This is a genomic window from Rheinheimera sp. ATLC3, from assembly GCF_059429535.1.
In genome coordinates this window covers 3,030,405-3,055,441 of sequence record NZ_CM182103.1, presented here as the reverse complement: position 1 = coordinate 3,055,441, position 25,037 = coordinate 3,030,405, and the positions used below count along the sequence as shown (strand labels likewise).

The window sequence follows — 25,037 nt, the reverse complement described above, 5'->3', positions numbered from 1 at the left end:
CCTGGATGGGCGAAAACGAGCCTACAGGGATGTATTTACGGCGTGTTGGTGTGGGTAAACCGGTTTGATGCCCCACTGGTGAGCACACATTCTAACCCTCGCACTGATAACAGCTGGGCTTTCTCGGGCAGCTATTGCCACGGGCGCAAATCAGCTGCGCCGGCTTTTGCAGGCTACGGGCGACCCAATTGATATTGAGTATATTCGCCACACTGGTCAGCGCCGTTTGAATAGCTTTCGGCACTTTGGTACCACCGCTGCTGCCAACGCATAACTGTTTTAGCTCGCCAGCCATACTGTCGGCATCTACGCCCTGTGCCAGCAAAGCCGGGTTTAAGTCGATGCCGGCGCAAAGCACGTGGGTGTTGCCGGCCAAGTCCTGCACTTTAGTTGATTCACAGCAGTAAATACGCGGTGCACCGTTTACATCCAGCAAGGATAACTGCGCGCTGCTATTTACGCCTTCAACATCAAACATGCGAAACACTGCCCAGTGCTGGCAGGGATCTTCGACTTTACGCATATTACCCCACGGCAACGGAATGCCATTGCCGCGGTACACGGCTTTAAGTTTCCCCGGCGTGTAAGCATCAAAATAATGCCAGTGCGTATAAGGCGACACAGCGGTCATGCGGCGCATGGCGACTGATGCCGACACCCCGGCTTGCAGATGAGAGCTGATTTCATAACCCTGCCGGTCCAGCAGTTGGCGAAACGGTAACTTGGGGCATAGCAGCGCACCGGCAAAAAAGCTGGATTCAAAATCACGCCAGGCATGAAGTATATCCTGCGGCTGCAGCGCGGTAGATTGTGATAATTCGTCATCCTGGGCGCCGCCCACCGTCATACTGCTTTTCACCCCATCTTTATTGTGCAGCACAGCATGGCCGATATGTACCGCCAGCTCATACTTTAACCGGGTCGGATAAGCCTTTAGCAGACTGTTCAGGTGCAATGTTGCCGGAGGGCTGAAAAACGATGTTGAGACATTTTTTGACAAGACACCCAGCTCGTCCAGTAACTCCTTGGGAGCTTCGTCATACCAACGCAGTGTTAAGCCCAGTTGTTTCACTATTGCCAGCAGTTCTTCCACACTTAGCGGCATGCGCTTTAAACCTACCTCTTCAGCGGCTCGTTCCAGCTCAGGAAAGTGGTTTTGGTTGTGCTCCTGATGGGCACGGATTAACAGCTGTGCAAACTGCTTACCACTGGTACCGGTTTGCGACAGCATTTCCGGAATAGCAATTTGCAAAATATCGTTAGAAAACAAAAAGCCCGGCTCCAGTGCCATGCCGCTGATGCCGCCACGGCTGCCTTTTTCCGGTGTTAAGTCTTCACCGGCATCTTCGCCGTCTAAAAACCAGTCCAGCTCTTTTTGAAATACTTCGGCAATGACCTCCAGCATTTCAATTCCCGGTGTACGTTTGCCACGCTCAATCATCGATAAGTAAGACACCGACGGTGCCTGCTCAGGGTTTACCCTGATGCAGCGTGTCGACAGATCTTCCATGGTTAAGTTATTACGTTTTCTCAGGTTTCTGATCTTAGTACCGAGAAAATGTGACTTTCTGAGCAGACTTTTGTTTAGTTTCATTTTGTAAAATTCACACTGTGAAATTTCTATTGTGAAATTATGCTGATTTTTAGCCTAGACTAGTTTTTAACCGATAGCAACTGGTCTGCGCTCTTAGCAGAGCGCAGATACAAAGGTTCGGAATCCTGATAGCGCAGCCACAGAGTGTCTGAGCGAACGCGCAAGCGGCAGCGAGTTGCTGTGGCGAGCACAGCAGGAGTTGCGAACCGAAGTATTACACCATTACTGGCAACAAGAGTTGATAAAACGAGGATGACATCATGACAACACTGGCCCAACAACACAGCACCCCATCACAGAGCCAAACCGCCTGGATGGCGACCGAGCTTAGCGTGATTAACGAGCTGAATCAGCGCCACGTTAAGCAGGTGATGGACTACTCTAAAGGCTTTTTAGATAAAACCTTTCCACTGCAGCAAGGTTCGCACAAAGATGTATGCAGCTACGTGGTGTATTACCAGCAACTGCTGGCATTTTTTGCCGACGGCAGCACCAGCGGGTTACAAAATCCGGCCCAATTTGTGGCATTAAGCGGCCACCGTGAAGCACCCTGCTCTATCGTGCTGAACAATAACGGCCGCCATGTCGAGCTGATTTTAAACCGTAGCGGCATTAATGGCTGCCAGGATAAGGCCAGCATTGATGATATTCAATTGCAAACCTCTGAACCTGATTGCATCTGGTTCAGCATGGTTACCGGCCGTCAGGTCAGCTGTGCACATAAAGGTAATAAGCAGTTTACCTGCAAAGACGGTTTACCCTACTCTCTGGCTTGAACGGTTTGAGACAGGCAGTCTGACTGCCTGTCAGGGTAATTGCCGCTGCTGAAATTTTGTGCTATTTTTCTGCCCCCAATTATCCGGTGCCAGAATAAAAAAAATAATGGATGTACTGACGCTTACCTGTGTAAATGTGTTTATTGCCTGCACTTTTACTATCTTACTGGCGCTGCAATACAAAGCAGAGCGTCAAGTGAGGTACCAGCGTTATTTTATTCTGGCTGCTATCTTCATGCTTCTAAACGCGCTGATCAGTGTCTTTAGCTTCACAACCCACGCAGTGCCGTACTGGCTTAGCCCGGCGCTGTCTAATACCAGCAGTGTTGGCGCCCATCTGGCTCTGGCCTGCGGCATTCACCGTCATTTACAGTTACCGGGAAAACGGCAGTGGTTGCTGCTGGCAATTATTCCGCTTTATCTGGCGCAGCTGAGTGACTTTGCCGCTGCAACTATAGCCAATCGCATGCTGTTGGCTATTCCGCCGGTTATCATGCTGAACCTGTGGAGCATCCGTATGTTGTCACAGCACCGCAATACTGAGCTTGGGCCAGTATATCTGGCATTTATCGGCGTGTTTTCCTTTAATATCATCCAGTTTATTTTGCGCTCGGCTTACATGCTGGCAGAACACTATGAACTGGTGCAGACCCATTACAGTGCGCTTATTTATAGCATTGGCTATTTCAGCCTGACTGCTTTTGCCATACTGGTGTTTGGCTGCGTTATTATGTTAAGCCATTCGCAGCAGCGGCTGGCCTTACTGCATGTTTCAGAGCGCGATGCCCTGACCGGATTGCTGAACCGCCGCTCTTTATCACCACGGTTAACGGCCGAGCTTAACCGGACAGAGCGCAACAACACCACTTTAAGCGTACTGATGTTTGATATTGATTATTTCAAACAGGTAAATGATACCTTTGGCCACAGAGCTGGCGACAAAGCAATACAGCACGTGGTAGACATTGCCAGCCAGCAATTACGTGATTACGACCTGCTGTTTCGCTATGGCGGTGAAGAGTTTTTAATTTGCCTGCCGGACACATCAAAAGACGCCGCCTTACTGATCGCCAACAGATTAAAGCAAGCGGTTGAAGTCAACCCGCTTGCCGCCGAACAACCGATAAAGATGACCGTCAGTATCGGTGTTAGCAGTACCAGCCAGTTCACTGACCCAGAACATCTGATTGAACAGGCCGATACCGCGCTGTATCAGGCTAAGCAGAGTGGCCGTAACGCTGTCGTCAGTTTTCACCAGCTATAGCCTGCCACCCCAGAGCACAGCTAAATAACAGCGCGGCTAATCCAGGCGCTTTTTAAAGCGCAGCGTAGCGATAATTAAGCCAACCAGCGTAAAGCCTGCCAGATACGCCACATCATAACTAAGTGTCCACCACTGTGCATCGCGCAGGACTACGGCGCGTATCATCCGCACAAAATGTGTCGCGGGCAGTACTTCCGCCAGCCACTGTGCTGCCACCGGCATAGCCGCATAAGGAAACATAAAGCCCGACAGTAAGATAGACGGCAATAAAATAAACACCGTCATCTGCATCGCCTGCAATTGTGTGGTAGCACGGGTAGAAATAATCAACCCTAACGTCAGGCTGGCCAGAATAAACAACAGTGTTACCACCAGCAACGACAGCCAGTGCAAAGGCAGCGGCACGGCAAACAATATATGCCCCAGGCCGAGTATAATGCCGGTCTGAATGCAGCCCACGGCAATATAAGGCACAATTTTCCCCAGCATCAGCTCCAGTGGTTGCATCGGCGTGGTGATCAGAAATTCCATATTACCCTGCTCACGCTCTCTTACCACGGCCGCAGAAGTAAACAGCACCATTGTCATTGTCAGGATAACGGCAATTAATCCCGGCACAATATTCACCGCTGTACGCTGCTCAGGGTTAAAGTAGCGCACCACCTGCATGACTGCGCCAGGATTGTTACTGCTGTCGATTCCCTGCAGAGTGAGTGGTAACTGACTCAGCGCACTTACAGCACTGCTTAGCAGTGGGTCGCTGCCATCGGTAATCCACTGCGCAACAGGTTGTATAAATACGCCTTGTTGCCGCAGTGCCAACCTGCGTTGAAAATCAGCCGGCAACACCAGTACGGCGGCCACCACGCCGCTGGTCATGGCCTGCTCAGCCTGCACGACGCTGTCGAAGCGGTGGCTAAACTGCACTACCTGCGACGCTTCCAGGTCATATATCAGCTGCCGGCTTTGTGCTGTACCTGCCAAATCGACCACCGCTGACGGTACCTGCCGCACGTCGGTATTAATGGCGTAGCCAAACAGCACCAGTTGAATAAGCGGTATCATCACTATCATGGCAAAGGTGATTCTGTCGCGGGCAAGCTGGCGCAACTCTTTAAACATAATGGCATTAATTCTGCGCAGACTTGGCATAACCCACTCCGGTTGTCGCAACAAACACATCTTCCAGATTCGGCTCTACCCGTTGCAGCGATGTCTCCGGCAGTTGCTGCTGCAGCCACTGCAGGGGGTCAGCCAGGCCGGGGGCCAGCAGCACCCGCAACGTATTGCCAATCTGGGCGGTAGAAATCACCTCAGACATTGGTGCCAGCTGTTTGCCAAACTGGCGCAGGTTGTCGCCCTGCAATAAAAACACACTGGCTTTAAGCTGGCGCATCAGTTGCTGCGGGCTGGCATCAGCGCGCTTTTGGCCAAGCTCAAGAATGGCCAGGCCGTGGCAGCGCTCTGCTTCATCCATATAATGCGTGGATACCAATATCGTGGTACCCGCGTCACTGAGATCAAACAACCGCTCCCAGAATTCACGCCGGTTCTCCGGATCCACCGCTGATGTTGGTTCATCCAACAGCAGTAATGGTGGTTCATGCAAGGTGGCAGCAGCCAACGCCAGACGCTGTTTCTGGCCGCCACTTAAAGCACCGGCACGAACTTTCTGTTTATCTTCAAGATGATATAACGCTAATAGCTGTGCAATCCGCTGCTGGCTTTGCCGCTTTGCCAGGCCATAAATTTGCGCTACAAACTGCAGGTTTTCCATTACGCTCAGGTTGTCGTATAGCGAAAATTTCTGTGTCATATAGCCGATTTTACGCCGCAGTGCTTCAGCCTGTTGTGGCAGTTCATTGCCCAGCACCCGCACTTCTCCGGCGCAGGGTGTTAATAGCCCGGTTAATAACCGCATAGTAGTCGACTTGCCGCAGCCGTTCGGCCCGAGAAAACCATAAATAGCGCCACGGCGAATGCTTAGATCAAGGTTATTTACCGCACAGTAATCGCCGAAGTATTTAGTCAGGCCGCGGGTTTCAATGACGATATCAGTCATGGCAGCTCAACCCGTACCGGCGTACCACTGATAAGATCTTTACTGTCTGCCAGGCTGATTTCTGTCAGATACACCAGCCGGCTGCGCTCTTGCTGATGCAATGCAAAATGCGGCGTAAAAGCGGCCTCTGTGCTGATATAACGTACAGTACCACTAAGCGCAGTTTCACGGCCCTGCAACCAGACACTCAGCTGCTGTCCGACTTGCCAGTGTGCAATGGCACTGGCGGGTAAATACACCCGGGCATAGGCAGTATCAGACACCGCCAGTGTCATCAAGGTGCTGCCTGGCTGCACCCGCTCGCCCCGGTAACGCAGCACATCGTCAATAACACCATTCCGACCAGCATAGGTACTGCTTTGTTGCAGCTGCCACTGCAACTGCTCTTCCCTGGCCTTGAGCTGCGCAACCTGCCAGGACACCTGCTCGATATCCTGTTGCCGGTTACCGGCCAGTGTTTCAGCCAACTGCTGCTGTGCAGCCCGCTGTTCCGCCAACGCTACCGCAAGTGCTGCATCGGCCTGTTGTACCGCCGCCTGCGAATTTAACTGCTGCGCAAATAGCTCAGCCTGGCGCCGCTGGGTTAACCTGGCATCAACCAGTTTTGCCTCAGCCCGTGCCAGGTTCGCTTTAGCCAGTTCACGTTGCTCTGTGCGGCTACCCAGTTGCATCAGTTCCAGTTTCGCTTGCGCTGCCGCAAGCTCAGCCTGTACTTGCGTCAGCAATAGCCGTTGCTCAGTAGTTTCCTGCTGCACCAGCAGCTGCCCTGCCGTTACCGGTTCACCTTTTTTCACTGTCACCTCAGTGATCAAGCCATCAACGGCGGCACTGACCAGCACCACCTCGCGCTCTACGGTACCAAAGGCAGCTTTGGGTTCCTGTCCCTGGCAAGCGCTCAGGCAGCAGACAACAGCCAGGACAATGAGTTTACGCATGCTGACCTCCGGCTGTGTCGGTTCCCATGGCGGCAAACAGCGGCACGGCGCAGCTGGCTATCGCCGCCAGCTCGTCTGGTGTAGCGCTGAATTGCAAGATCTGCCGCACCACATCAGGAATTAAAAACGGAAACACCGCCAGAGCCAGCGCGCTGATAACCAGCGCCTGGCGCTCGGTTGCACTGGCCTGCCCGGCACCTTTTGCCAGTTGTGCCAGCAGATGCTCTACTGCCGAGCGGATCACACCATTGAAGGTGTCGCTCACCATCTGATACTCTGCTGATGCCGGGTTGTGTAACGCGCGGAATATCATGCGCGGCAGCTCAGGATGCGGCGCCATCATGCGATGATACTGCTGCACCAGCGCCAACATATCAGGCTTGTCACTTTGCATCGGCGCTGAGCGCATCAGGCTCAGCATCGGCTGGATAGTCTCGTGCAGCACGGCCTGAAACAAACCGGCTTTGTTATTAAAGTAATAGCGGATCATCGCCGGGTTGGTGCCGGCTAATCTGGCAATATCACGGGTGGTGGTTGCCGCATAGCCGCGTTTACTAAATTGGCCACGTGCGGCACTCAGCAAGCGCTCACGGCTTTGCGTATCATCAGCAGCAGACGGGCGTCCGGATACAGTTTTCATAGCAGCATCATCTTAATTAACCAGATGATTAATAGCCTAGCGGCATTTACCGGCAGGCGACAGCGAATTAATTATCCGCCAACACTGTTATTGATTAACAGCCACTGAGGCTTTACCAGATGGGGTGAACAAGGCCTTATGATTTCATTGCAATTGATAACGCTGTAACAAAGCAGTGTAAGCAGCAGAGCTTTTGTAGCGACGCAGCGCCTGATCAAACTTAGCCACAAATTCCGGCGTGATCGCGCTTTGCCTGCTAAAAGCAAAATAGATATCGACATAATCCAGCGGAGGGTGCAAAACCTGGACCTTATCTTTAGCCTGTTGCAACTCCACCGAGTGTTGTATCGTAGTTAATGAGGCGATGCCCAAAGGTAAGCGCCGATTAAGCAACAATTTAAACAACATAGGGTCCGATTCTGCCACTGCTATTTTGCTAAATGCAGCTTGGTCCAGCAGCGTCCCGTACGAGAAATCCCTTACTACCGCAACCGGCTCCTGCATCAGACTGGACAGATCGCCGTCAAAATGCAGTTGGCAAGGCTCGGCACACAGCAGCACTATAGCGTCACGTAAATAACTTTCATTGCTGTAATAAAACTGTTCTGCTCTGGCATCAGTTTTATAAAACACGCTAATCACGTCTGCCTTACCACTGACGACATGCTGTACCACCCTGCTCCAGGGCAAAGGCTGCCACTGCAGCGTTAGTTCCAACTCAGCGGCGACAACCTGCAGTACCTCTACAGAAAGTCCGCTTAGGGTATCACCATGCTGATAATAAAAAGGCGGGTAATCTTCTGCCGAAATGGCAACACGCAGTGCTTGAGCCTGCAGCTGACACAACATTAGCAACAAAGCTGTCAGTAAAAATGCGCTGTGCCAAAAGATCCTCCGGTATATGCGCTGTAGCATAATATTGCTGTCCATAGCCACAACCTCCTGTCAGGACTTAGTTAAACTATAGTTCTTTACGCAGCGGCCACCATCACTTGTTTGCATCAATGCCAACGCTTATGTGCAGAAAAATCACTTGACCCGACACAGCCAGCATACATGTATGCTATTAGAGCCAGAACCGCTTTAACAAAGAGTATAAACGGTGTAACAATGCTGCTTAAAAGTTCGTTGTAGCTAAGAGAATAACCGGTGTATATGCTATGACGAAGGCAAAGAGTATTACTAACAGGCCTATTCGCTGATGAAATACCGTATTAAACAGAAAATTTTCAGCTTAACTGACAGCTTTTCAATTGAAGATGAACATGGCCGTAACGCCTTTAGCGTTAGCGGAAAGCTATTCAGTTTATCCAGCAGCCAAACCTTGTCAGATGCGACCGGCACTGCGCTGTTGAAAATAAAGCGTAAATACATAACCATCATGCCAGCCTGTCGTCTGCTGAACAGCGATGGTAGCGAGTGGCTGATTAAAAAGAAGTTCTGGCCATTCTGGACCAGCCGTTTCAGCATCAGTACCCCAGAGGGCATGCTGGAAATGACTGGCAATTTCTGGCAACACGAATACCAGATCCGTCAGCAGGATCAGCTGCTGGCCAGTATCTCAAAAAAATGGTTCAGCTGGTCTGACAGTTACGGCGTAGACATCTTCGCCCCGCAATGGACAGCGCAACTGCTGGCCGCAGTTATCGTGATAGACCGTATTCAGCACAGCGAGAAAAATTCAACCTTCGGCGACGATTAAACCTCCCGGCTCAGAACAATGACAAGCCCAGCTCCTCCGCCAGTTGGCTGATAAGCTGCATCGCCACCACAGAGTTACCAAAGCGGTTAAGTGGCGGGCTCCAGGCGGTAATCACGCCAAACTGCGGCACTATCGCCACTATGGCGCCACCGACACCGCTTTTCGCTGGCAGCCCCACTTTAAATGCAAACTCGCCAGACTGATCATACATGCCGCTGGTGGATAAAATCGCATTCACGCGGTGCGCATCACGCCGGCTGCATATTTGCTCGTTGCAGCCAGGCTGCACGCCACGGTTGGCCAGAAACAGCAACGACTGCGCCAGCTGTTTACAGTTGATAGCTGTGGCGCATTGATGAAAATAATGCTCCAGTACCTGCGGCACTTCGGCTTCTATATTGCCAAAACTTTTCATCAGGTAGGCCAGCGCCGCATTGCGGTTGCCGTGCTCCAGTTCAGATTGGTACACCAGCGGGTCAGCGTAAATGGCTTCAACCCCGGTCAGGCGGCGTAAAAAGGTTAAAAATGCCGTTTTACTGGCTGAGTAATGGCTGACCAGTACATCGGCTACCAAAATAGCGCCGGCGTTAATTACCGGGTTACGTGGTATACCTTTTTCCCATTCCAGCTGCACAATTGAATTAAACGGCTGACCGGATGGCTCCATATTTACCCGCTGCCATAACTCATCGCCCAGCCGGTTCATCGCCATTACCAGGCCAAATATTTTAGAGATGCTCTGCAGCGAGAAACTCTGCTCTGCGGCGCCGGCACTAAATACCTGACCATCCAGCGTCGCCACCGCCACAGCCGCCTGTTGGCCATCCACCTGTGCCAGTGCAGGAATATAATCGGCCACTTTGCCCTGCGTGTGCAGTGGCTGGCATTGCGTCAGCAATTTTTGCAACAAGGCATTTAAATCCGGGCTGTGTTTCATCGGCAACTGTCTCTGATATTAAGGCGATATCCGTGCCCGGCAGTATGCCATAATCACAGGCCCCTGCTGTACCGCTGCGACAGCGAAAAGCCGGCATTAGCTACTGTTACTTCGTTCTCACCTTGCCTGCAGCCGGTTTTTACCTTATAACAACCCGGCAACCGCAACACTGAGTCTGCAATGCACATACTGATCATTGAAGATAACCCGGATATTATCGCTAATTTATACGCTTATCTGGAGCCGAACGGCTACACCCTGGATGTCACGCGAAGCGGCACAGCCGGGCTACGTAGCGCCACATCCGCTTCGTACGATGTTATCGTACTGGACTTGTCATTACCCGGTACCGATGGCCTGGATGTCTGTCGCCTGCTGCGCCAGCAGTACCACATCAGCACACCGGTGCTGATGCTGACTGCCCGCGACACCGTGCAGGATAAGGTCAGTGGTTTTGCTGCCGGTGCCGATGATTATCTGGTAAAGCCATACTCGTTACCCGAGCTTGATGCCCGGCTCAAAGCATTGCTCAGACGCGCCCGCAACGAACATGTGCAGAACATACTGCAGTTTGCCGGGTTGAAACTGGACACCAGCCTGGGTCAGGCCAGCCGTGATGGTCAAATACTGGAGCTAACCCCCACTGCTTATAAAATTCTGCTGGCGCTGTTACGGGTAGCACCACGGATATTGACGCGTGATGAACTGGTACTGCAGGTATGGGGCGACAACCAGCCAGACAGTGATGCGTTAAGAACCCATATTCATTCGTTGCGCCGGGTACTGGATAAACCTTTTACCTATCCGATGCTGTTAACTTTACCTGCCGTGGGCTACCGCCTGGTCACTGCCGATGAAACCAAGACTGACACTTAAGCAGCAAATTGCCTTTACCTACCTACTACTGGCATTCGCCGTGGCTACGACGTTCAGCCTGGTGTCGTACACAACGATTAATATCTTCGAGCAACAGGTGATTCAGGCCAGGCTGAATAACATCGCCGGGCAGTTACTGCCCAAACCGATCACCGCACCGCACAGAGCTGAACAGGCAGGTGCGGCTTTACTGGCTGATAGCAATATTCCCCCGGCGCTGCGCGAACTGCCCGATGGCTTACACAAAGTAGACATTGACCAGCACCAGGTTTATGCACTGCTGCGACACCAGGACGGCCATCGCTACGCCATTGTGCAGGATCTTGGCGAGCTGGAATATACCGAACGGGCCGCCTTTATTGCGCTGGCTTGCGGCTTTATCGCCAGTTTACTGTTGGCGGTTAGTCTGGGGAGATGGAGCAGCCGCCGCATCATTGCGCCGGTAGCCGCTTTGGCTAATGCCGTGCGCCGTGATACTGCCCCTGCCGCCCTGCCATCATTAAAAGCGCCGGATGAAATTGGCGTGCTATCACGTGCATTTGCCCGGCGAACTGACGCGTTACAGCAAGTACTGGCACGTGAGCAGTTATTTACCGCAGATGTCAGCCATGAGCTGAGAACCCCTTTGACAATTATTTTAGGCGCGGCTGAACTACTCGCGGCATTGCCAGCCGCTCAGCCGATGCAACATGCGGCGGCAGAGCGCATTCGCCGGGTTGCCGCAGAAACCGCTGAGCGTGTCAGTGCCCTGCTGCTGTTATCGCGTGCGCCAGACACGGTGTCAGCGCCACAAACTTTGCTCAATGCCATTATTGAGGCCGAAATCAGCCGTTGTCAGTCATTGCTGGCTGGAAAAGAGGTGAGCTGGCAGCGGCAGGACACCAGCAATGTCAGTGTCGCGGTACACCCGGAACTGGCCGCCATTATGATTGGTAACCTGTTGCGTAATGCCTGCCGGCATACAGAGTCGGGCTATATCAGCGTGCAGTTAAGCCAGCAGCAACTGATTATTGAAGACAGCGGCAGTGGTATACCAGTCCAAATCCGCGCACGTTTGTTTGAGCGTTTTGTGCATGGCGACACTCAGCCGCCACACGAAGGTACAGGGCTCGGCCTGGCGATTGTAAAACGCGTGGCAGACCATGCCGGCTGGCACATTGTGCTGCAGGATGCAGATAGTGGCGGCAGTCGTTTTGTCATTACTTTTCCTGCAGCATCAGGCCCGGTATCGTCTTAACGTGTTCTTAACGCCCGCGGCGTTATGCTGCTGACCGACACTATCAACAACCTGGAACACAACGTGAAAAATTCTTCTACATTTATGGCCATACTGGCTTCGGCGGCACTGGTAACATCAGTGCAGGCAACTGAATGGGATTACAGCGGCGATAAAGGCCCGGCGAACTGGGCACAACTGAGCGCAGAATTCAGTATGTGTAATGGCAGTAACCAGTCACCTGTTGATCTGACCGGTTTGGTTGACGCACAGCTTGCCCCCATCAGCTTTAACTACCACACGGGTAGCAGTGACATTATTAATAATGGCCACACCGTGCAGGTCAATGCCAAAGCCGGCAACAGTATTGTGGTCGATGGTGTCAGCTTTGAATTGAAGCAGTTTCACTTTCATGTACCGAGCGAAAACCATATCAACGGTAAATCTTATCCGATGGAGGCGCACCTGGTTCATGCAGATAAAGACAACCATCTGGCCGTTGTCGCTGTAATGTTTGAAGCCGGACAGCCAAATGCGCTGCTGGACAAAGTGTGGCAACAAGCGCCTGACATCGGTGGCAAAGCATCACTGACGACAGATCTGCCAGCCGTTGCGCTGTTACCATCTGACCGTGACTACTACCGCTTTAATGGTTCGCTGACTACGCCGCCGTGCTCTGAAGGCGTGCGCTGGTTAGTGTTAAAACAACCGGTCACCGCCAGCAACGCTCAGCTGAAACAGCTGGTGCATCATATTCACCACGAAAACAACCGCCCGCTGCAAGCGGTCAATGCCCGCGTTATCCTGCAATAACCTGGCATTGTAACTCTGCCTCAAGGCGCCACAGCAGTTGTGCTGTGGCGCCTTTTTTGTGCCCCGCTGCCGCGATCAGCACAGCATTTAACACTTAACTTCAATTTGGTTGCAATCAGTTACACTTCGGCGCCTGCTGCAACGTTAAGCTTTCTGCAGTACCCGCAATAAGGAAACCTGCAGCATGAAACTACCAGCGCTTGCGCTGCTAACCAGCAGCCTGTTATTACTCAATGGTTGTGAAATAGATACCGGCACCTCACCGGCGCACTACTACGATTTTCGCCAGGGCAACCAGCAGTGGCAAGCAGGCTTTTCAGATTACCCTACCGACAACGCCACTATTTATGAGCTGCAAAGCGGCGTGCGTAATCTGCCAACAGGCTATACCGGGCAAGGCTTTTATATGCAGGGCATGAACCGCAGCGATGACTTGTTTATGTACATTAAACGCAAAATTACCGGGCTCGAGCCGGCAACCCGCTATCAGTTGTCAGTATCAGTGCGGTTTCTGACTGATGCCGCTTCCGACTGCATGGGCGTAGGCGGCGCACCGGGCGAATCAGTCTATCTGAAATTTGGTTATGCCAGCCAGGAGCCGCAACAATCCGGTTACTACCTGAACGTAGATAAAGGCAATCAAAGCCAGGATGGCAGCAACGCCCGCGTAATAGGTAATATTGCTTCAGGCGAAATCAGCTGCGATGGTGATAAATTTGCCAGTAAAATTGTCAGCGGCTCAGGCAATACACCTTTGCAGTTTACCAGCAATGCCGATGGCAGCATCTGGGTATTCCTTGGCACCGACTCAGGCTTTGAAGGCTTAACCCGGCTGTATTACCGCGAACTGGAGCTGCGTTTTACACCGCTCTGACAGCGTTGCCCACTTTTTTACCAACTAATGGTTAAAAACACTAATATCTGGGGGCTGGCACACTCGTCGGCGCCCAGATAAACCACAAAGCATTGATTTAATGCAATAAAAAATCTGGCATAACATTTGATGGTGTTAAGTAAACGCCCAGGGCGTCACTTAAAAGGAACCCGTTATGAACAGAACCATCGCCATCATCTTAGTTATTGCTTTAGGCCTGTACTGCTTTCCCACCTTAATAGGTGTGGTTGCCACCGCTTTTGGTGTAGCCGTTGGTATTGCCGGTACCCTGTTCGGTGTCGGGGTGTCACTGGTGTTCAGCGTATTGCCTTACCTCATTCTGGCGTATCTGATCTGGTGGCTGGTACGCGATAACCGCCGCAGCCATCACGGCTAAGCCTTTCGGTAGCCTATTACGCCATTCAGTGCGGCAATTTGTCGCTTTGCACTGGTGGCGTTTTTCTGTTTTGATAGCGTATCTGTTATCTGCTGAACAACCCCGCATGTTAAAACTGTGCCGTACCCTGCATAACTGGCTGGGCCTTATATTGGTATTACAAATTACACTGTGGTTTTTAAGCGGCCTGGTGATGGCCATTTTACCGATTGAACAGGTACGCGGTGAACACCTGCGAAAAACCACAGCAGTACAGTGGCAGCAGGCAAAAATAAGCCCCCAACAGGTGCTAAGCCAGCATGCTGAACACGCCAGCCTAAGCTTAAGCCAGCGCCTAGCCTGGCAAAACAATCAGCTTAGCGCCCTGCCGGTTTATCTGGTCGAAGAAGGCAACAGCTTATCCCGCTACAGTGCGGTAAATGGTAAGCGGCTTGAAAGCTTATCCGAGCAGGACATCCGGCAGCTGGCACTGGCACAGTACAGCGGCAATAGCGAAATCGTCGCCGCTACGCTGCTGCAGCAATTGCCGCAGGAAGTGCAGCATCTGAATGCCCCGCTGTGGCAACTGCAGTTTAATGACAGCGAACATAGCCGCTTTTATCTGGATCCGGCCACCGGCGCGGTAACACGGGTTCGCACCGACAGCTGGCGGCTGTTTGATTTTCTCTGGATGTTACACATTATGGATTACCAGGACCGCAGCAACTTTAATAACCCGCTGTTGATTAGCTTTTCAGCCTCTGCACTGCTGTTCACATTAAGCGGCATTATCCTGTTGTGGCAACGTTTCAGGCCGCGTAAACGCCGGCTGGCGATAAAGGCCGGCACGCACTGACATAACCACTATGCCGTGCTGGCTTGTTTTAGCACGGCAGCAAAGCGGTTTACCTGCTCATCGGTTAACACCACTTCGCTAAATTGCTTTATGTAATCTGCCGCCGCATCTACAAACATCACATTGGCCGGCATGCTGCTGGCAAACTGGGCTACCCGGTTAAAGGCAATTACTGAATGCACAACCTGTGCGGTATCCGTGCCCTGCAACTGCAACAGGTGTTTAACCGCTTCAACGTTTTTAAAATTCTGATGCAGCGGGTTCATCAGCGGTTTGGTAGCACCAAAGTAGTGCTGGCTCCAGTTGGCGGCCGTTTCACTGCCACCGATACGGCCGCGGTTACTTCTGACGGCAATAACAAAGATACCAAAAGGGCATAGCACCAGATGGTCAATTTCGGTGAGTTCATCTTTGGCTGTAAACAGTTTAAGCTTGCGAAAATGCAGGTACTGTTTAGATAAACGCCAGCGCAGCAGCTGGTTTAGTTTGTATTCGGCAAACACCCCTTTAAACCCCGGTAGGTTGTAGCCAAGCCACGAGGTTAATAAAAATATCACCAGGAGCAGCGCCACAATATTGGCTGCAATGAGCGGTATGCTGTTTAACACCAACCCCAGCATATCTTGCTGCGCTGCCGGCTCAGTAGCATGCGGCTGCGCAGCGGTTTCAGCAGCTGGCGAAACCTGCTCAGGCGTTTCAGCTTCAGGCTCGGCAGACACTGGTTCTGCTTTAGCAGGCTGAGCCTTGCTGGCGGGCTCTGGTAAGCTGACCACCGGCTCTGGGCTCACTTCTATTGCTGAGACGTCTGCTGAGGTGGTTTCTGCGGGCTTTATGCTGTCAGCACTGCCCGTACCGGCCTCTGCCGTGACAGTGGCGCTGGGCACCGCTTCTGCTTCTGTTACAACCTTAACCGGCGCGGGCGGCGTATAGGCGTTTTGTTCTGGCTCAGTGGTTGTAGTGTTTACCGGCACAGCCTGGCGCGCCTGGCTGCCACGGGGCACGGCCTGAACCGGCTTTAAGCAATAGCGGTCGTATTCGCGTTTGGCACTGCGGTAGTTGCTGTTCTGCCGCTGTTGATCAAAACGATCTATTTGCTGCTGCAGTAAAATACAGGCACCGTCAGTATATTGCTGCTGCGCCGCGAGCGGTAATGAGACTAGCAGTAATGTTATGGTAAACAACAGGTAGCGCATAAATCATCCCTGAACTATGAACAACTTATGCTAGCAGCAACTGCAGCATTTAACATCAATTAATATTACAACGCTATGAACTCACTGGCATTTTACCTGAAGAAGGTAAACCAGACCCAGACGCCGGCCAGTACCAGCAGCACTGCGCCAAGCTGCCGTGAATAACGTTGCCACAGCTTCATTGCTGCATCCCCCGCAAACTGTACCAGCAGTGCCAGGCCAAAATAGCGTACCGAACGTGACAACGCGACCGCCAGCAAAAACAATATAAATGAAAACCCGGTAGCACCGGCCGCCAGCATAGCAATTTGCAGCGGTGTCGGGGTAATACCGACCGCCAGTACCGACATAAAACCGTTCTCTTTTAGCTCAGTGGCAAAACTGTCGTATACCCCGCTGCCACCAAACAGTTCAATCAGGCTGTCGCCCCATTGATCCATTGCCAGCGCCCCCAGCCAGTAACCAAGCGACGCCGCTGTAATATTGCCAGCCAGTGCAACAGCGGCAATCACCCAGCGTTTCTCCGGCTTGCGCAGCATCCACGGAATTAAAATAGCCTCAATTGGAATAGGTAAAATCAGCGTTTCGCCCATCGACAGCGCAAACAACAGCAAATAGGTGTAATTAGAGCTTTCCAGCCGCTCTAGCCAGGTGTCTGCAGACAGCGCTTTTGAGTTCAGCATATTAATACGGTTACCCTTATCTTAGTTTAAACCCCGAAGCCCGCAGCATTACTCACCACCGGCAAGCTGTTGCCGAAGACTAACAACCACTGCATTCAGCTGGTCAATGTTCTGCTTGCCTGTGCTACATAGGGCTGGGCTCTGGTTTTACCCATGCCGGAATAAGCCAGCATGCAGCATCCGGCGCGCTTGTCACCATCATTTGCTGGCTCACCACCTGATCAACAATTGCTGTTGTCATTTGCGCCATATTGTCAAAACTATCAATACCATTATTAACAAAGCCTTTACGGGTACGATGAATATTAAACTTTGATGAAAATGTTTTGCCAAACGCCTGCTCCACACCACTTTTACCTAAAATAAAGCCATACAGCCCACCCCAGGTTGCTGCCGGGTTGTCAGAATCCCAGCCCGCTAATACGGCAATTTTCAGTGTTTCCTGCATATCGCCTGCCCCATAAAACAAGCTTACCAGGCTGGCAGCAAAGTTTATGCCTGCAGCGAAACAGCCATTGCAGTACAGCTGTTTTCGGCTTATTTCATAACCATCAGCTTCGTCTAACTGGTAACGCTGATACAGCTTATCTCTGGCCTCTTCCCAGCGCATACCCGACTGGTATAAAGACAAGACAAAATCAAACATCTTGGCCGGATACTGGTTTGGCGGTAAATTGCCCCTGGCTTGCCTGGCAATATCGATTATCTGCGGCTGCACCGGCTTGCTAACATCAACCCCGGCGGCCAGCGCATACATTTCGACATAAAAATTGGCAATATCTGCCGCTTCGCCATAAGCGGTGGTGCGAATAGGTAAATAAGCTAACCTTGACGCAATATCAGGCCGGTGTGGCGCCAAAATACCAAACATTTCCGTCGTTAGCTGGGCATCTATCATATCGTAATGCGGGTTATAAGCAGGCATACCCGTTTCAGGCGGTAGAATATTCTGCTGCATTAAATCAAACGCTTGCTGGTTCGACACCCATAAGAAGTTTTCTGGCTTACCCTCAGCAGTTTTAAACGGAGTATCTGCATCAGAGTAAATATGTTTCAGCCAACCCTGGCGGATTTGCTCTGCGCTAAGCAGGGGTTGTTTGCTATCGTGCATCAAATGCAGATAAATGTACTCGATATCACTGTCATCGTCTGAGCCCCACACCTCATCTTCATCTGCAACCACCCAGTCAATGGTGTCAGATAACTGGCTGGGAATACCCTGGCCCCAGATACTGGGCTGATCTTTTGCTTGCCAGTCGGCACGGGTATAAAACACGCCGGCGCTGCCCCCGCCACCAATTTTATCCATCTCAGTAACCAGGCCAGTCCAATTGCCAATACTCAGCCCAAGCCAAAAGCCATGCACTTTGTCAGCGTAAGCCTGCTTAAACACCGGTGCAAAACCTGCAGGCACCTGCTCACAGCTTTGTACAGCCTCAGCGGTAGAATAAAAAGGCGATACCGCAGCCGATACCAGTAGTGCTTTTATTATCACTAAACAGATAAAACGCATAAAACCCCACAATGTAAGCGCTAACATGTAGGGTTTTATGCAGTAAATTAACTTGTTCGTCAATAAGCGCAGGGCAAGGCTATTTGTAACATCTTAGCCAACAGGTCTAATGTGGCAACAGCATGACGCAGCTTATCCACAACTCTGTGAGGGTATATCGCGGGTAATCACATTTGTCTGGTCATTATTAAGTTGGCGGATCACTAACTGATTACCGCTTTGTTCAAAACTAAACTGCCCGAGCCAATCTTCCCGGCTGATAGGTATAGGTGTGAAAAAACCAAACTTACCGCGGCAGATAAAATAAAAATAATGGTACGACTTACCCATAGCGCCAGTATCCGCGGTGTACAGGTGAATATTGCCATTTTCCTGATAAAACTTAGTTTTATCACCAAAAATCAGATACGACATACAGATCAATGCCAGCAGGCAACTATGTAAAACCCCGGCAGTTACAACACTATATTTGCCAGCTTTGCGCCAGGCTCGCGTCTGGACCCTGAGCAATAGCGCTATGCCAAACAGAGTTAACAATAACTTTATCGGTACCAGATACACACTTACCTGATACATCAACTTGGGGCTATGCCAGTTAATGCCAAAAACATTACCCAGAAACAGGCTATCGATTAATGGCATAGCGATAAGCAATATTGAGAAAACAAACATTCTGTTCATCTGATTTTCCGTAGACAAAATTACCCCACCATTGTAAATTACAATTTATTCACACAAAAGTTACCAACATAAAGGGATTTAGCCATGGTAAATCAATCAGTGGCCAGCTTAGCGGAATACAAATTCAACATTCGCTCATTCCATCCGGAGAAAACGTTTGGATGGAGCGGCATGATGTTTGACGGCGACAGTCGCGGTTTCTCCCTACAACCTAGTGGCACTGGAGCAATAACCTCAAGAATATGGCATATATTTCAATTAAATACACATAATTCATCCTATACACAAACAACTCGGTCAGACCCTTCTAAAGCGCCGTGGAGTAACGAAAAAGAGTATTACCAAGGTGAGCTTGCACCACGTCACGAGTTGCGCGAGTTTAATCACGCCAACCGTAGCCAGTTTGTAAAACAATACTCTGTAATTGGTCGCTACTGGGGTGTGAATCACGCTATGCCACTGTCGAAAGAGTTACAGAGATCGACTGGCACATCTTACGTGCCTCAATTGAACGTTAAATATCAGATTAAAATGGATATAGACCGACTCAACCGCCATGTTGACCTAGTGGTATATATCACCGGTGATGGTTTCCCCAATTGTGAAGCTTTTATTTCTGACCCCAGCGGCCGAAAAATTTTTATTGGTGTCCATGTTAGAAAAGGTGCAGCTCCGGTGACGTTGGCGCTAAATTTAGACTATCCGATGATTGTCTGTGCGTTGAGAATTCCGATTGATGTACACGGTAACTTTATGGAAACTGTCGGTGATGAACTCGCCAGACGCGCCAGCCATAGTAAAACTCTGCGATTCCAATCTATAAACACTTGGAATCACAAATTTCTTGCAATGAATCCGAATGACCGCCGCTGTATGGTGGTAGAAAACTTTTCGCTGGACGGATGCTTTAACTAATGAAAACAATATCCATTTTGTCTGGTATCAAAAGGCTGCTGCTAAGCTGTATACCTGTATTAATACTGAGTTATTCAGTTACCGCTTGCAGTGAGACTGTGCAACAACGCGAAGCTGAGCGTTATATTTTACCTGCAAATTATACCGGTGCTTTTTATGTGATATTTAACCAGGCGCAGGGGGAACCGTTAAAGTTTGAGCAAGACAGTCGCCAATACCATATTCCCGACAGTGGCGTGCTGCTTACCCAGGCCAGTATTAGCGAAGGTATTATTGCCAGCGACAAGCTACGTTTCTTCCGTCAGGATTCGCCACAGCAGTTAACTGAAATAACAGCCCGCTGGCAAACCAGCATCGATGCTGAGCAAGCTTACCAGGATAATACTGTGTACATTTTTGGCGGTGGCCCTGGTGTATACAGCAGTTCAGAGCTGAGTTGCGACATCCACTTTAGGGGCTTTCATATTGGCACCAAAAGCCAGATCCTCGACGAAGTTAATCACTTCGATATTGAAAGCTTTATTAAGCAGAATGAGCTTAGGTGTGATTAGTCCCAGAATGTAATCTGGCTTGGTATTTTTGAATTTACTAGGGCGTTTGCGTTATGTCCAAAATCTTAAGTATTGCATTTTTGGGCTTACTGAGCATGACAGTAAATGCCAGCGGCGCTATAGAGCTGGAATTGAACTGTAACGTTATTCCCCTCGACTACCCTGGTTTTAGTCTGGATGACATAAAGGAACACTCTACAACCTTACAAGCAAAGACACCGTCTGCTAAATCAGCGTTTTCTTTGAAAAATCATACTTTCATCGTTGGCGTTAATCGTACAGACATAACAGATATTCCGCTTATTATGGATTTCTATCTGGAAATACAGCCACCGGCGCCTGCAGCACCAGTAAGAGCTTACAGTGCATCTTATTTCAGTCCGGGCATAGGTAAACATCATGCACGGCTGGAGCTACTGCATTATGGCGATAAAACTGGACCCTATCCCACGGGCCAGCTCGTATTTGAATGTCAGCACTATGAATAACTGCGCTGAATAACGGACCAATGCGTTTAAATAAACCCAAAGCAGTCGCCTATGGTGTCGGCATTACCCTATTTTGCGGTGTGTTTGCATTAGTATTGCTATGGATTTTACAAAGCGACTGGCAAAGCCAGCGGGAGCAACTGCAAAGTGGCCAACAACTTATCGTGCTAAGTTACTCATCCGGCTATATTCCAGGTGTTATCGCCGGGTTGGCGGTACTAGCGCTATTATTTTCTGGCCTCACCTTTTTGCTGTTTGCTGGTGAAAAGGCAAAATCACTCAAATCGGCACTGATCCGCTTTTGTAGCATTGCGGTGCTGTTAAGCTTAGGCGGTGTGTTTGGCGGAGAAATTTATCTGGCGAACAATTGGAATAAACAGGCAATAAATAAAGGCTACCAGCCCTGCCCGGTCGGCACTTTGTTGTTAAACCGCGTAACTTATACGGCCTGGGTGAAGAATGAAGCGCTATGTTACAACAGTGATATCCGCCGTATTATCAGCCGTGGCACAGCGGAAGAAACCAAACAAGTCGAGCAGTACTGGCAGGCACAGCAGCGACAGCGCGAAGCACGGTTAAAGCTGCAGCAAGGATAAAGTAATAACCCAATGCAAAAACCCGCCTTTGAAATACAGCAAAATGAAGACATGTTAAAACCGTGGCAGTTTGTCATATGGCTGTTGGCGATTTTCGCTCTTACCTCTTTTGGCATTATCTATTTCAGCTATTACCTGTATGCTTTATTACAAGGGTTAGGCACCAAAGCGGCAGATATTACGCTAAACAAAGGCGCGTTTTATTGCTTGGGTGCGGCAATGATGGGCGCTATGTTGTCGTACTTTGGTGTGCGTAAAATTCGCAATAAGCCCGTTACACCGCAGTTGAACAAACAGGCCAGCCGGTTCTTTGTTCTCAGCCTGATAATCACAATTGTGCTGCCGCAGTTACTGCACTACCCAATCCAAAGCTATTTAACAGCAAAAGGTTATACCGAGTGCGCGCTGCAATCTCGGCAATGGATGCACGACAAAGTAATGGTGTTTACTGCCACACCGGAGCATTGTATTGAAATGACGATTGCAGAGTGTAAAGGCGATGCTGATAAGCAGAAATGCCAGTCGTTACCGCAGTATTTTAATGGTAAAGCAGTAACGTTCTGAGACTCTAGCTATTCAACATTTTGCCAGTGTTGATAACATGCCGCGCCGCCATAGTTGCTTTGATACTGTTGTATCAACAACGGTGCCGTCGATCCTAGCAGCTAGATTAATTGGTTAGGCTTGGCCATTCCTCAGAAATTTGGCTGTAGAATAAACAAGAGTAAGAAGAAGATTCTGACGCTAAGCCAAGCAATAATCGCTGAGAGCTGTTATTGCCAGTCACAGAGAGCTTTAAATGAAAATAGAGCAGTCGGATAATATTATAGTGATCAGGGGCCTCAGTAGTAACTTACAGTTACTTTTAACTGTTGGAGTTTGGATATGCACTGCCATAATGCTTTTGATCTACTTTGCATTTCGGGCGCGACCGGGAGATAACACTGGCGTTCTCTTCGTACTAGGCTGTATTTTATTGCTGATTGGCTGCACGACCTTTATTCAGACTAAAGTATACTGGCAATCTAGGACTGCAGGTATCCGCCTCAACCGCTCAAATGGAGAAGTTAAACGCCAATTCGGCGCAAAGCGACTGAGTCGGCGACTTGGTAAATTCAGGCAAATTACAATCTATAAGGTAGTTAATTTTGGCTATCGTGGCGGATTAACAGTTTATTGTGCAGTATTAGTCGGCTCTCAGGATAAAATAAATATCTGTATTTCAGCTTTAACATTATCCGGTGTGAAGGCTCATACCAACGCTATTTGCGAATTTTTAAATATCGACGCTGTCGAGTCAGATAAAGTGTTACATAACTCGATTTTCTTAAAACAATTTCCCTGAAGCAGTACCAAAATATCTAAAATCTCAAATTATCGAGTCTCGAACATTTAGTTTTTGCTACGTATTCTTTGACTATGTTCGAGGTAGATTTGTACGACACGTTCTGACTCGGCAAAATCGATACACTTCATCAGGTTATTCTGCTTACCCGCTTGGGTTTTGTAGTCTTTCTGCAACCACTGCTGTATCGGCGTACTCAATTCTTCGTAAGCTTCCAGCGGCATTGCACCAAATTCGCGATAACCATTTAATGCACTGATCGCCTGTTGGTGTATCTCGCCTTTGGTGTAAGCGCTCGCCAAACAGCTTGCTTGAGCGTAATGTTGAAACAATCTGACGCCACTTTGATGCTTAAACGCCATATCCGCGCGAGCTGAACCAGAAATAATCAGCATAACTATTGCCTGAGCTACAACCTTTTTACCCCACATCCTTAGTCCCCTTTTAGCGTTAGCATCGCAATTCCGTGAAACCTAATCTGACCTGTTTTTCTATAACACGCCCACAAAGAAAACCTTTAATTTACATTTATGCAATCTTAAATTATTCTCTGCCGGTCTTTAAATGTTTTCTTATGGTTGCAAGGAGGCCACATTGGAAACCTATTTGTTAGCACGAGATCTAAACGGCGTACCGGTGGGCAGACATCAGTTCTTCGTAATTCTGACAGGAAACTCACAGCAAGCCTTTCGTCTGCAGCATTCAAACCAAACGTTAGTCAGTCGTAAAATAGGCCAGCATTACGGCCTTGTGTTGGGTGCACAAAACGTAAAATCTTCCGCTCAATCATCAACAAAGTTTAACCGTTTAATCTTTGTGCCGTTTGAACGTGCAGATTTCTCCTGTGCCATAGAGTACTTTGGTGGCGCGCCATCAATTCTGTCCGGTCAATTTGGTTATAAAAAGGCTGAAGCAAAGCGTGTTATGCCAAAAAATGGCTATACCGAGACACAATTAGGCTTGGCTATTCTAAGCGCGATCGATTTCTATATCGTTAATGAAAGCAACCAACCTATAGCATATCCGCCGCCGTGGCTTGGCAAAAACAGTAATAGTTGGACCAACTCGATACTTGACGTAGTGCCGGCTGAATTACCCAACGGTTCAAAGGCCAGACAGCAGCACGCCGACTTTAATGGCGCAGATGCGGCGCACGATGTTCGTATTCATCAAATGTATTTCAAAGGACTATGCAATCCATGCACAGTACAAAATCCTGCGTATCGCTAGTTTCTGACACGCTTATTCGCGCGGTTTCAACAACAGCAATATTATTTGTTGCTGTTGCCGTTATTGCTCTGCTAAGAGGTGTTAGTCAGGATGTACATTACCCGCTGGCGAGCGACGACTGGTACTTAGTTGCAGGGTTTCTCAGCCTCTGGTGCCTTTTACCGGCCCTGCTGGCAACAGTAATCAATGCCTTTAGTAAATTAAGCCGCAGCAAAAGCTATATGCTGGCTGGCCTGCTGCAAGTAATATTGTTGTATGCCTACAGTTACCATATCGCGAATCAACCAGGCAATGAGCTTGGCAGCTCACCGCTGATGCTGTTGGTTTATCTGGCAATACCGGTTGCCGCTATATACTACCCGTTGTTTTTCGTCGGTAGACCAACTAACCGGCTGCGGTTGGCCGCTATTATTCTGGCAGCCCTACTGCTGGTTTATGCCCTGCTAAATTAAAGCTACAGGCCACAGGCTAAGCTGCATTTCGCGTTTTAACCTGTGCCAAATGCAGCTTGCTCAGGGCTTTTCTGCTGGCCAGGGCAAGGGTTAACCTTGCGGTAAACTGGCGCATTTGCTCATCATCAAAACATGGCTGATAAAACTGCTGCAGGTAATCGCCGACCAAGTCGATGTACATTACATTTAGCGGGATCTCGGTTTTAAATTCCGCCCGCTGGCTAAATGCCACTATCGAATGCACTACTGCGTCATTGTCTTTACCGTTTAAGCCCAGCACATGCTTTATCGCTTCGGTATGTTTGTAGTTCTGGTGCAACGGGTTCATAAACTGATGCTTGCTGCGAAAGCGCTGTACTGTCCAGCGAGGTTGTTTCTCGCCACCGAAAATCCAGCCACGGTAGTTTTTTACTTCAATCACAAAAATGCCATAGGCGCTAACCACCAGATGATCTATCTCGGTTAAACC

At 49.8% G+C, this 25,037-nt stretch carries 30 protein-coding genes; 17 read left to right on the top strand and 13 right to left on the bottom strand.

The window, feature by feature from the left end:
* Positions 1-91: 91 nt before the first annotated feature.
* Positions 92-1,594, bottom strand: coding sequence for a DUF3612 domain-containing protein (locus tag AC5SV9_RS14080; RefSeq protein WP_475151308.1), 1,503 nt, complete (start codon positions 1,592-1,594; stop codon positions 92-94).
* Positions 1,595-1,854: 260 nt separating this feature from the next.
* On the opposite strand from AC5SV9_RS14080, the gene AC5SV9_RS14075 reads away from it, so the two are divergent.
* Both AC5SV9_RS14075 and AC5SV9_RS14070 read left to right on the top strand, forming a co-directional pair.
* Positions 1,855-2,370 carry an aldolase/citrate lyase/malate synthase family protein gene (locus tag AC5SV9_RS14075; RefSeq protein WP_134052167.1) on the top strand — a complete coding sequence of 172 codons (516 nt, stop codon included), beginning with the start codon at positions 1,855-1,857 and terminating at the stop codon, positions 2,368-2,370.
* Between the two features lie 106 nt (positions 2,371-2,476).
* A complete protein-coding gene (locus AC5SV9_RS14070) occupies positions 2,477-3,634 on the top strand; it encodes a GGDEF domain-containing protein (protein WP_475151310.1) in 1,158 nt (385 codons plus the stop codon).
* 36 nt (positions 3,635-3,670) lie between these two features.
* Here the strand turns inward: AC5SV9_RS14070 and AC5SV9_RS14065 are convergent, their stop codons facing one another.
* From AC5SV9_RS14065 to AC5SV9_RS14045, 5 genes are all read right to left on the bottom strand, one after another.
* Complete coding sequence (locus tag AC5SV9_RS14065) at positions 3,671-4,786, bottom strand: ABC transporter permease (protein ID WP_475151312.1); 1,116 nt, start codon at positions 4,784-4,786, stop codon at positions 3,671-3,673.
* Positions 4,764-5,696, bottom strand: a complete 933-nt coding sequence (locus tag AC5SV9_RS14060; protein WP_475151313.1) for an ABC transporter ATP-binding protein — start codon at positions 5,694-5,696, stop codon at positions 4,764-4,766. The genes AC5SV9_RS14065 and AC5SV9_RS14060 overlap by 23 nt, the downstream gene beginning before the upstream one ends.
* Positions 5,693-6,631: an HlyD family secretion protein gene (locus AC5SV9_RS14055; RefSeq protein ID WP_475151316.1), complete on the bottom strand. Its 939-nt coding sequence runs from the start codon at positions 6,629-6,631 to the stop codon at positions 5,693-5,695. The genes AC5SV9_RS14060 and AC5SV9_RS14055 overlap by 4 nt, the downstream gene beginning before the upstream one ends.
* The gene (locus tag AC5SV9_RS14050) at positions 6,624-7,271 is read right to left on the bottom strand and encodes a TetR/AcrR family transcriptional regulator (RefSeq protein WP_475151318.1); all 648 of its coding nucleotides are present in this window, start codon (positions 7,269-7,271) and stop codon (positions 6,624-6,626) included. Before AC5SV9_RS14050 ends, AC5SV9_RS14055 begins: the two co-directional genes overlap by 8 nt.
* Positions 7,272-7,415: 144 nt before the next feature.
* Positions 7,416-8,201 carry a substrate-binding periplasmic protein gene (locus tag AC5SV9_RS14045; protein WP_475151321.1) on the bottom strand — a complete coding sequence of 262 codons (786 nt, stop codon included), beginning with the start codon at positions 8,199-8,201 and terminating at the stop codon, positions 7,416-7,418.
* A 271-nt stretch (positions 8,202-8,472) separates the two neighbouring features.
* On the opposite strand from AC5SV9_RS14045, the gene AC5SV9_RS14040 reads away from it, so the two are divergent.
* Positions 8,473-8,973, top strand: coding sequence for an LURP-one-related/scramblase family protein (locus AC5SV9_RS14040; RefSeq protein WP_475151323.1), 501 nt, complete (start codon positions 8,473-8,475; stop codon positions 8,971-8,973).
* Positions 8,974-8,983: 10 nt separating this feature from the next.
* Here the strand turns inward: AC5SV9_RS14040 and glsB are convergent, their stop codons facing one another.
* Entirely contained in the window at positions 8,984-9,910 is a 927-nt protein-coding gene (gene glsB, locus AC5SV9_RS14035) for a glutaminase B (RefSeq protein ID WP_475151325.1), read from the bottom strand.
* 180 nt (positions 9,911-10,090) lie between these two features.
* On the opposite strand from glsB, the gene AC5SV9_RS14030 reads away from it, so the two are divergent.
* The 6 genes from AC5SV9_RS14030 to AC5SV9_RS14005 all read left to right on the top strand — a co-directional run bounded on the left by AC5SV9_RS14030 (position 10,091) and on the right by AC5SV9_RS14005 (position 14,921).
* Positions 10,091-10,786, top strand: a complete 696-nt coding sequence (locus AC5SV9_RS14030) for a response regulator transcription factor (protein ID WP_475151327.1) — start codon at positions 10,091-10,093, stop codon at positions 10,784-10,786.
* Positions 10,764-12,023 carry a sensor histidine kinase gene (locus AC5SV9_RS14025; RefSeq protein WP_475151329.1) on the top strand — a complete coding sequence of 420 codons (1,260 nt, stop codon included), beginning with the start codon at positions 10,764-10,766 and terminating at the stop codon, positions 12,021-12,023. Before AC5SV9_RS14030 ends, AC5SV9_RS14025 begins: the two co-directional genes overlap by 23 nt.
* A 63-nt stretch (positions 12,024-12,086) precedes the next feature.
* Positions 12,087-12,815, top strand: a complete 729-nt coding sequence (locus AC5SV9_RS14020; protein ID WP_475151332.1) for a carbonic anhydrase — start codon at positions 12,087-12,089, stop codon at positions 12,813-12,815.
* Positions 12,816-12,999: 184 nt separating this feature from the next.
* The gene (locus AC5SV9_RS14015) at positions 13,000-13,689 is read left to right on the top strand and encodes a hypothetical protein (RefSeq protein WP_475151334.1); all 690 of its coding nucleotides are present in this window, start codon (positions 13,000-13,002) and stop codon (positions 13,687-13,689) included.
* 175 nt (positions 13,690-13,864) lie between these two features.
* Positions 13,865-14,086, top strand: coding sequence for a hypothetical protein (locus AC5SV9_RS14010; RefSeq protein ID WP_475151336.1), 222 nt, complete (start codon positions 13,865-13,867; stop codon positions 14,084-14,086).
* Positions 14,087-14,192: 106 nt separating this feature from the next.
* A complete protein-coding gene (locus AC5SV9_RS14005) occupies positions 14,193-14,921 on the top strand; it encodes a PepSY domain-containing protein (protein WP_475151338.1) in 729 nt (242 codons plus the stop codon).
* Between the two features lie 8 nt (positions 14,922-14,929).
* On the opposite strand, the gene AC5SV9_RS14000 is transcribed toward AC5SV9_RS14005, so the two are convergent.
* The 4 genes from AC5SV9_RS14000 to AC5SV9_RS13985 all read right to left on the bottom strand — a co-directional run bounded on the left by AC5SV9_RS14000 (position 14,930) and on the right by AC5SV9_RS13985 (position 18,991).
* On the bottom strand, positions 14,930-16,114 hold the full coding sequence (locus AC5SV9_RS14000) for an NERD domain-containing protein (protein WP_475151339.1): 1,185 nt from the start codon (positions 16,112-16,114) through the stop codon (positions 14,930-14,932).
* A gap of 92 nt (positions 16,115-16,206) precedes the next feature.
* On the bottom strand, positions 16,207-16,797 hold the full coding sequence (locus AC5SV9_RS13995; RefSeq protein ID WP_475151341.1) for a YqaA family protein: 591 nt from the start codon (positions 16,795-16,797) through the stop codon (positions 16,207-16,209).
* 124 nt (positions 16,798-16,921) lie between these two features.
* Complete coding sequence (locus AC5SV9_RS13990; RefSeq protein WP_475151342.1) at positions 16,922-18,310, bottom strand: ADP-ribosylglycohydrolase family protein; 1,389 nt, start codon at positions 18,308-18,310, stop codon at positions 16,922-16,924.
* Positions 18,311-18,442: 132 nt separating this feature from the next.
* Positions 18,443-18,991 carry a hypothetical protein gene (locus AC5SV9_RS13985; protein ID WP_475151344.1) on the bottom strand — a complete coding sequence of 183 codons (549 nt, stop codon included), beginning with the start codon at positions 18,989-18,991 and terminating at the stop codon, positions 18,443-18,445.
* Between the two features lie 84 nt (positions 18,992-19,075).
* Here AC5SV9_RS13985 and AC5SV9_RS13980 point away from each other — a divergent pair, with 84 nt between their 5' ends.
* The 6 genes from AC5SV9_RS13980 (at position 19,076) to AC5SV9_RS13955 (ending at position 22,886) form a co-directional block, all read left to right on the top strand.
* Positions 19,076-19,906, top strand: a complete 831-nt coding sequence (locus tag AC5SV9_RS13980; protein WP_475151345.1) for a hypothetical protein — start codon at positions 19,076-19,078, stop codon at positions 19,904-19,906.
* Complete coding sequence (locus AC5SV9_RS13975) at positions 19,906-20,457, top strand: DUF6843 domain-containing protein (protein WP_475151348.1); 552 nt, start codon at positions 19,906-19,908, stop codon at positions 20,455-20,457. Before AC5SV9_RS13980 ends, AC5SV9_RS13975 begins: the two co-directional genes overlap by 1 nt.
* Positions 20,458-20,510: 53 nt before the next feature.
* Positions 20,511-20,945 carry a hypothetical protein gene (locus AC5SV9_RS13970; RefSeq protein WP_475151350.1) on the top strand — a complete coding sequence of 145 codons (435 nt, stop codon included), beginning with the start codon at positions 20,511-20,513 and terminating at the stop codon, positions 20,943-20,945.
* Positions 20,946-20,965: 20 nt separating this feature from the next.
* Positions 20,966-21,541, top strand: coding sequence for a DUF1240 domain-containing protein (locus tag AC5SV9_RS13965; protein ID WP_475151353.1), 576 nt, complete (start codon positions 20,966-20,968; stop codon positions 21,539-21,541).
* Between the two features lie 12 nt (positions 21,542-21,553).
* The gene (locus AC5SV9_RS13960; protein ID WP_475151356.1) at positions 21,554-22,105 is read left to right on the top strand and encodes a DUF1240 domain-containing protein; all 552 of its coding nucleotides are present in this window, start codon (positions 21,554-21,556) and stop codon (positions 22,103-22,105) included.
* Positions 22,106-22,340: 235 nt separating this feature from the next.
* On the top strand, positions 22,341-22,886 hold the full coding sequence (locus AC5SV9_RS13955; protein WP_475151357.1) for a hypothetical protein: 546 nt from the start codon (positions 22,341-22,343) through the stop codon (positions 22,884-22,886).
* Between the two features lie 47 nt (positions 22,887-22,933).
* Here the strand turns inward: AC5SV9_RS13955 and AC5SV9_RS13950 are convergent, their stop codons facing one another.
* The gene (locus AC5SV9_RS13950; RefSeq protein ID WP_475151360.1) at positions 22,934-23,281 is read right to left on the bottom strand and encodes a T6SS amidase immunity protein Tai4 family protein; all 348 of its coding nucleotides are present in this window, start codon (positions 23,279-23,281) and stop codon (positions 22,934-22,936) included.
* 199 nt (positions 23,282-23,480) lie between these two features.
* On the opposite strand from AC5SV9_RS13950, the gene AC5SV9_RS13945 reads away from it, so the two are divergent.
* Entirely contained in the window at positions 23,481-24,116 is a 636-nt protein-coding gene (locus AC5SV9_RS13945) for a hypothetical protein (RefSeq protein WP_475151361.1), read from the top strand.
* On the top strand, positions 24,086-24,568 hold the full coding sequence (locus tag AC5SV9_RS13940; protein ID WP_475151363.1) for a hypothetical protein: 483 nt from the start codon (positions 24,086-24,088) through the stop codon (positions 24,566-24,568). The genes AC5SV9_RS13945 and AC5SV9_RS13940 overlap by 31 nt, the downstream gene beginning before the upstream one ends.
* 16 nt (positions 24,569-24,584) lie before the next feature.
* On the opposite strand, the gene AC5SV9_RS13935 is transcribed toward AC5SV9_RS13940, so the two are convergent.
* The gene (locus AC5SV9_RS13935) at positions 24,585-25,025 is read right to left on the bottom strand and encodes a nuclease-related domain-containing protein (RefSeq protein WP_475151417.1); all 441 of its coding nucleotides are present in this window, start codon (positions 25,023-25,025) and stop codon (positions 24,585-24,587) included.
* Positions 25,026-25,037 lie beyond the last annotated feature (12 nt).

Coding starts and splice junctions, on each gene's coding strand:
- AC5SV9_RS14080 (WP_475151308.1), bottom strand. CDS start 1,594: ATGAAACTAAACAAAAGTCTGCTCAGAAAGTCACATTTTCTCGGTACT.
- AC5SV9_RS14075 (WP_134052167.1), top strand. CDS start 1,855: ATGACAACACTGGCCCAACAACACAGCACCCCATCACAGAGCCAAACC.
- AC5SV9_RS14070 (WP_475151310.1), top strand. CDS start 2,477: ATGGATGTACTGACGCTTACCTGTGTAAATGTGTTTATTGCCTGCACT.
- AC5SV9_RS14065 (WP_475151312.1), bottom strand. CDS start 4,786: ATGCCAAGTCTGCGCAGAATTAATGCCATTATGTTTAAAGAGTTGCGC.
- AC5SV9_RS14060 (WP_475151313.1), bottom strand. CDS start 5,696: ATGACTGATATCGTCATTGAAACCCGCGGCCTGACTAAATACTTCGGC.
- AC5SV9_RS14055 (WP_475151316.1), bottom strand. CDS start 6,631: ATGCGTAAACTCATTGTCCTGGCTGTTGTCTGCTGCCTGAGCGCTTGC.
- AC5SV9_RS14050 (WP_475151318.1), bottom strand. CDS start 7,271: ATGAAAACTGTATCCGGACGCCCGTCTGCTGCTGATGATACGCAAAGC.
- AC5SV9_RS14045 (WP_475151321.1), bottom strand. CDS start 8,201: ATGGACAGCAATATTATGCTACAGCGCATATACCGGAGGATCTTTTGG.
- AC5SV9_RS14040 (WP_475151323.1), top strand. CDS start 8,473: ATGAAATACCGTATTAAACAGAAAATTTTCAGCTTAACTGACAGCTTT.
- glsB (WP_475151325.1), bottom strand. CDS start 9,910: ATGAAACACAGCCCGGATTTAAATGCCTTGTTGCAAAAATTGCTGACG.
- AC5SV9_RS14030 (WP_475151327.1), top strand. CDS start 10,091: ATGCACATACTGATCATTGAAGATAACCCGGATATTATCGCTAATTTA.
- AC5SV9_RS14025 (WP_475151329.1), top strand. CDS start 10,764: ATGAAACCAAGACTGACACTTAAGCAGCAAATTGCCTTTACCTACCTA.
- AC5SV9_RS14015 (WP_475151334.1), top strand. CDS start 13,000: ATGAAACTACCAGCGCTTGCGCTGCTAACCAGCAGCCTGTTATTACTC.
- AC5SV9_RS14010 (WP_475151336.1), top strand. CDS start 13,865: ATGAACAGAACCATCGCCATCATCTTAGTTATTGCTTTAGGCCTGTAC.
- AC5SV9_RS14005 (WP_475151338.1), top strand. CDS start 14,193: ATGTTAAAACTGTGCCGTACCCTGCATAACTGGCTGGGCCTTATATTG.
- AC5SV9_RS14000 (WP_475151339.1), bottom strand. CDS start 16,114: ATGCGCTACCTGTTGTTTACCATAACATTACTGCTAGTCTCATTACCG.
- AC5SV9_RS13995 (WP_475151341.1), bottom strand. CDS start 16,797: ATGCTGAACTCAAAAGCGCTGTCTGCAGACACCTGGCTAGAGCGGCTG.
- AC5SV9_RS13990 (WP_475151342.1), bottom strand. CDS start 18,310: ATGCGTTTTATCTGTTTAGTGATAATAAAAGCACTACTGGTATCGGCT.
- AC5SV9_RS13985 (WP_475151344.1), bottom strand. CDS start 18,991: ATGAACAGAATGTTTGTTTTCTCAATATTGCTTATCGCTATGCCATTA.
- AC5SV9_RS13980 (WP_475151345.1), top strand. CDS start 19,076: ATGGTAAATCAATCAGTGGCCAGCTTAGCGGAATACAAATTCAACATT.
- AC5SV9_RS13975 (WP_475151348.1), top strand. CDS start 19,906: ATGAAAACAATATCCATTTTGTCTGGTATCAAAAGGCTGCTGCTAAGC.
- AC5SV9_RS13970 (WP_475151350.1), top strand. CDS start 20,511: ATGTCCAAAATCTTAAGTATTGCATTTTTGGGCTTACTGAGCATGACA.
- AC5SV9_RS13965 (WP_475151353.1), top strand. CDS start 20,966: ATGCGTTTAAATAAACCCAAAGCAGTCGCCTATGGTGTCGGCATTACC.
- AC5SV9_RS13960 (WP_475151356.1), top strand. CDS start 21,554: ATGCAAAAACCCGCCTTTGAAATACAGCAAAATGAAGACATGTTAAAA.
- AC5SV9_RS13955 (WP_475151357.1), top strand. CDS start 22,341: ATGAAAATAGAGCAGTCGGATAATATTATAGTGATCAGGGGCCTCAGT.
- AC5SV9_RS13950 (WP_475151360.1), bottom strand. CDS start 23,281: ATGCTGATTATTTCTGGTTCAGCTCGCGCGGATATGGCGTTTAAGCAT.
- AC5SV9_RS13940 (WP_475151363.1), top strand. CDS start 24,086: ATGCACAGTACAAAATCCTGCGTATCGCTAGTTTCTGACACGCTTATT.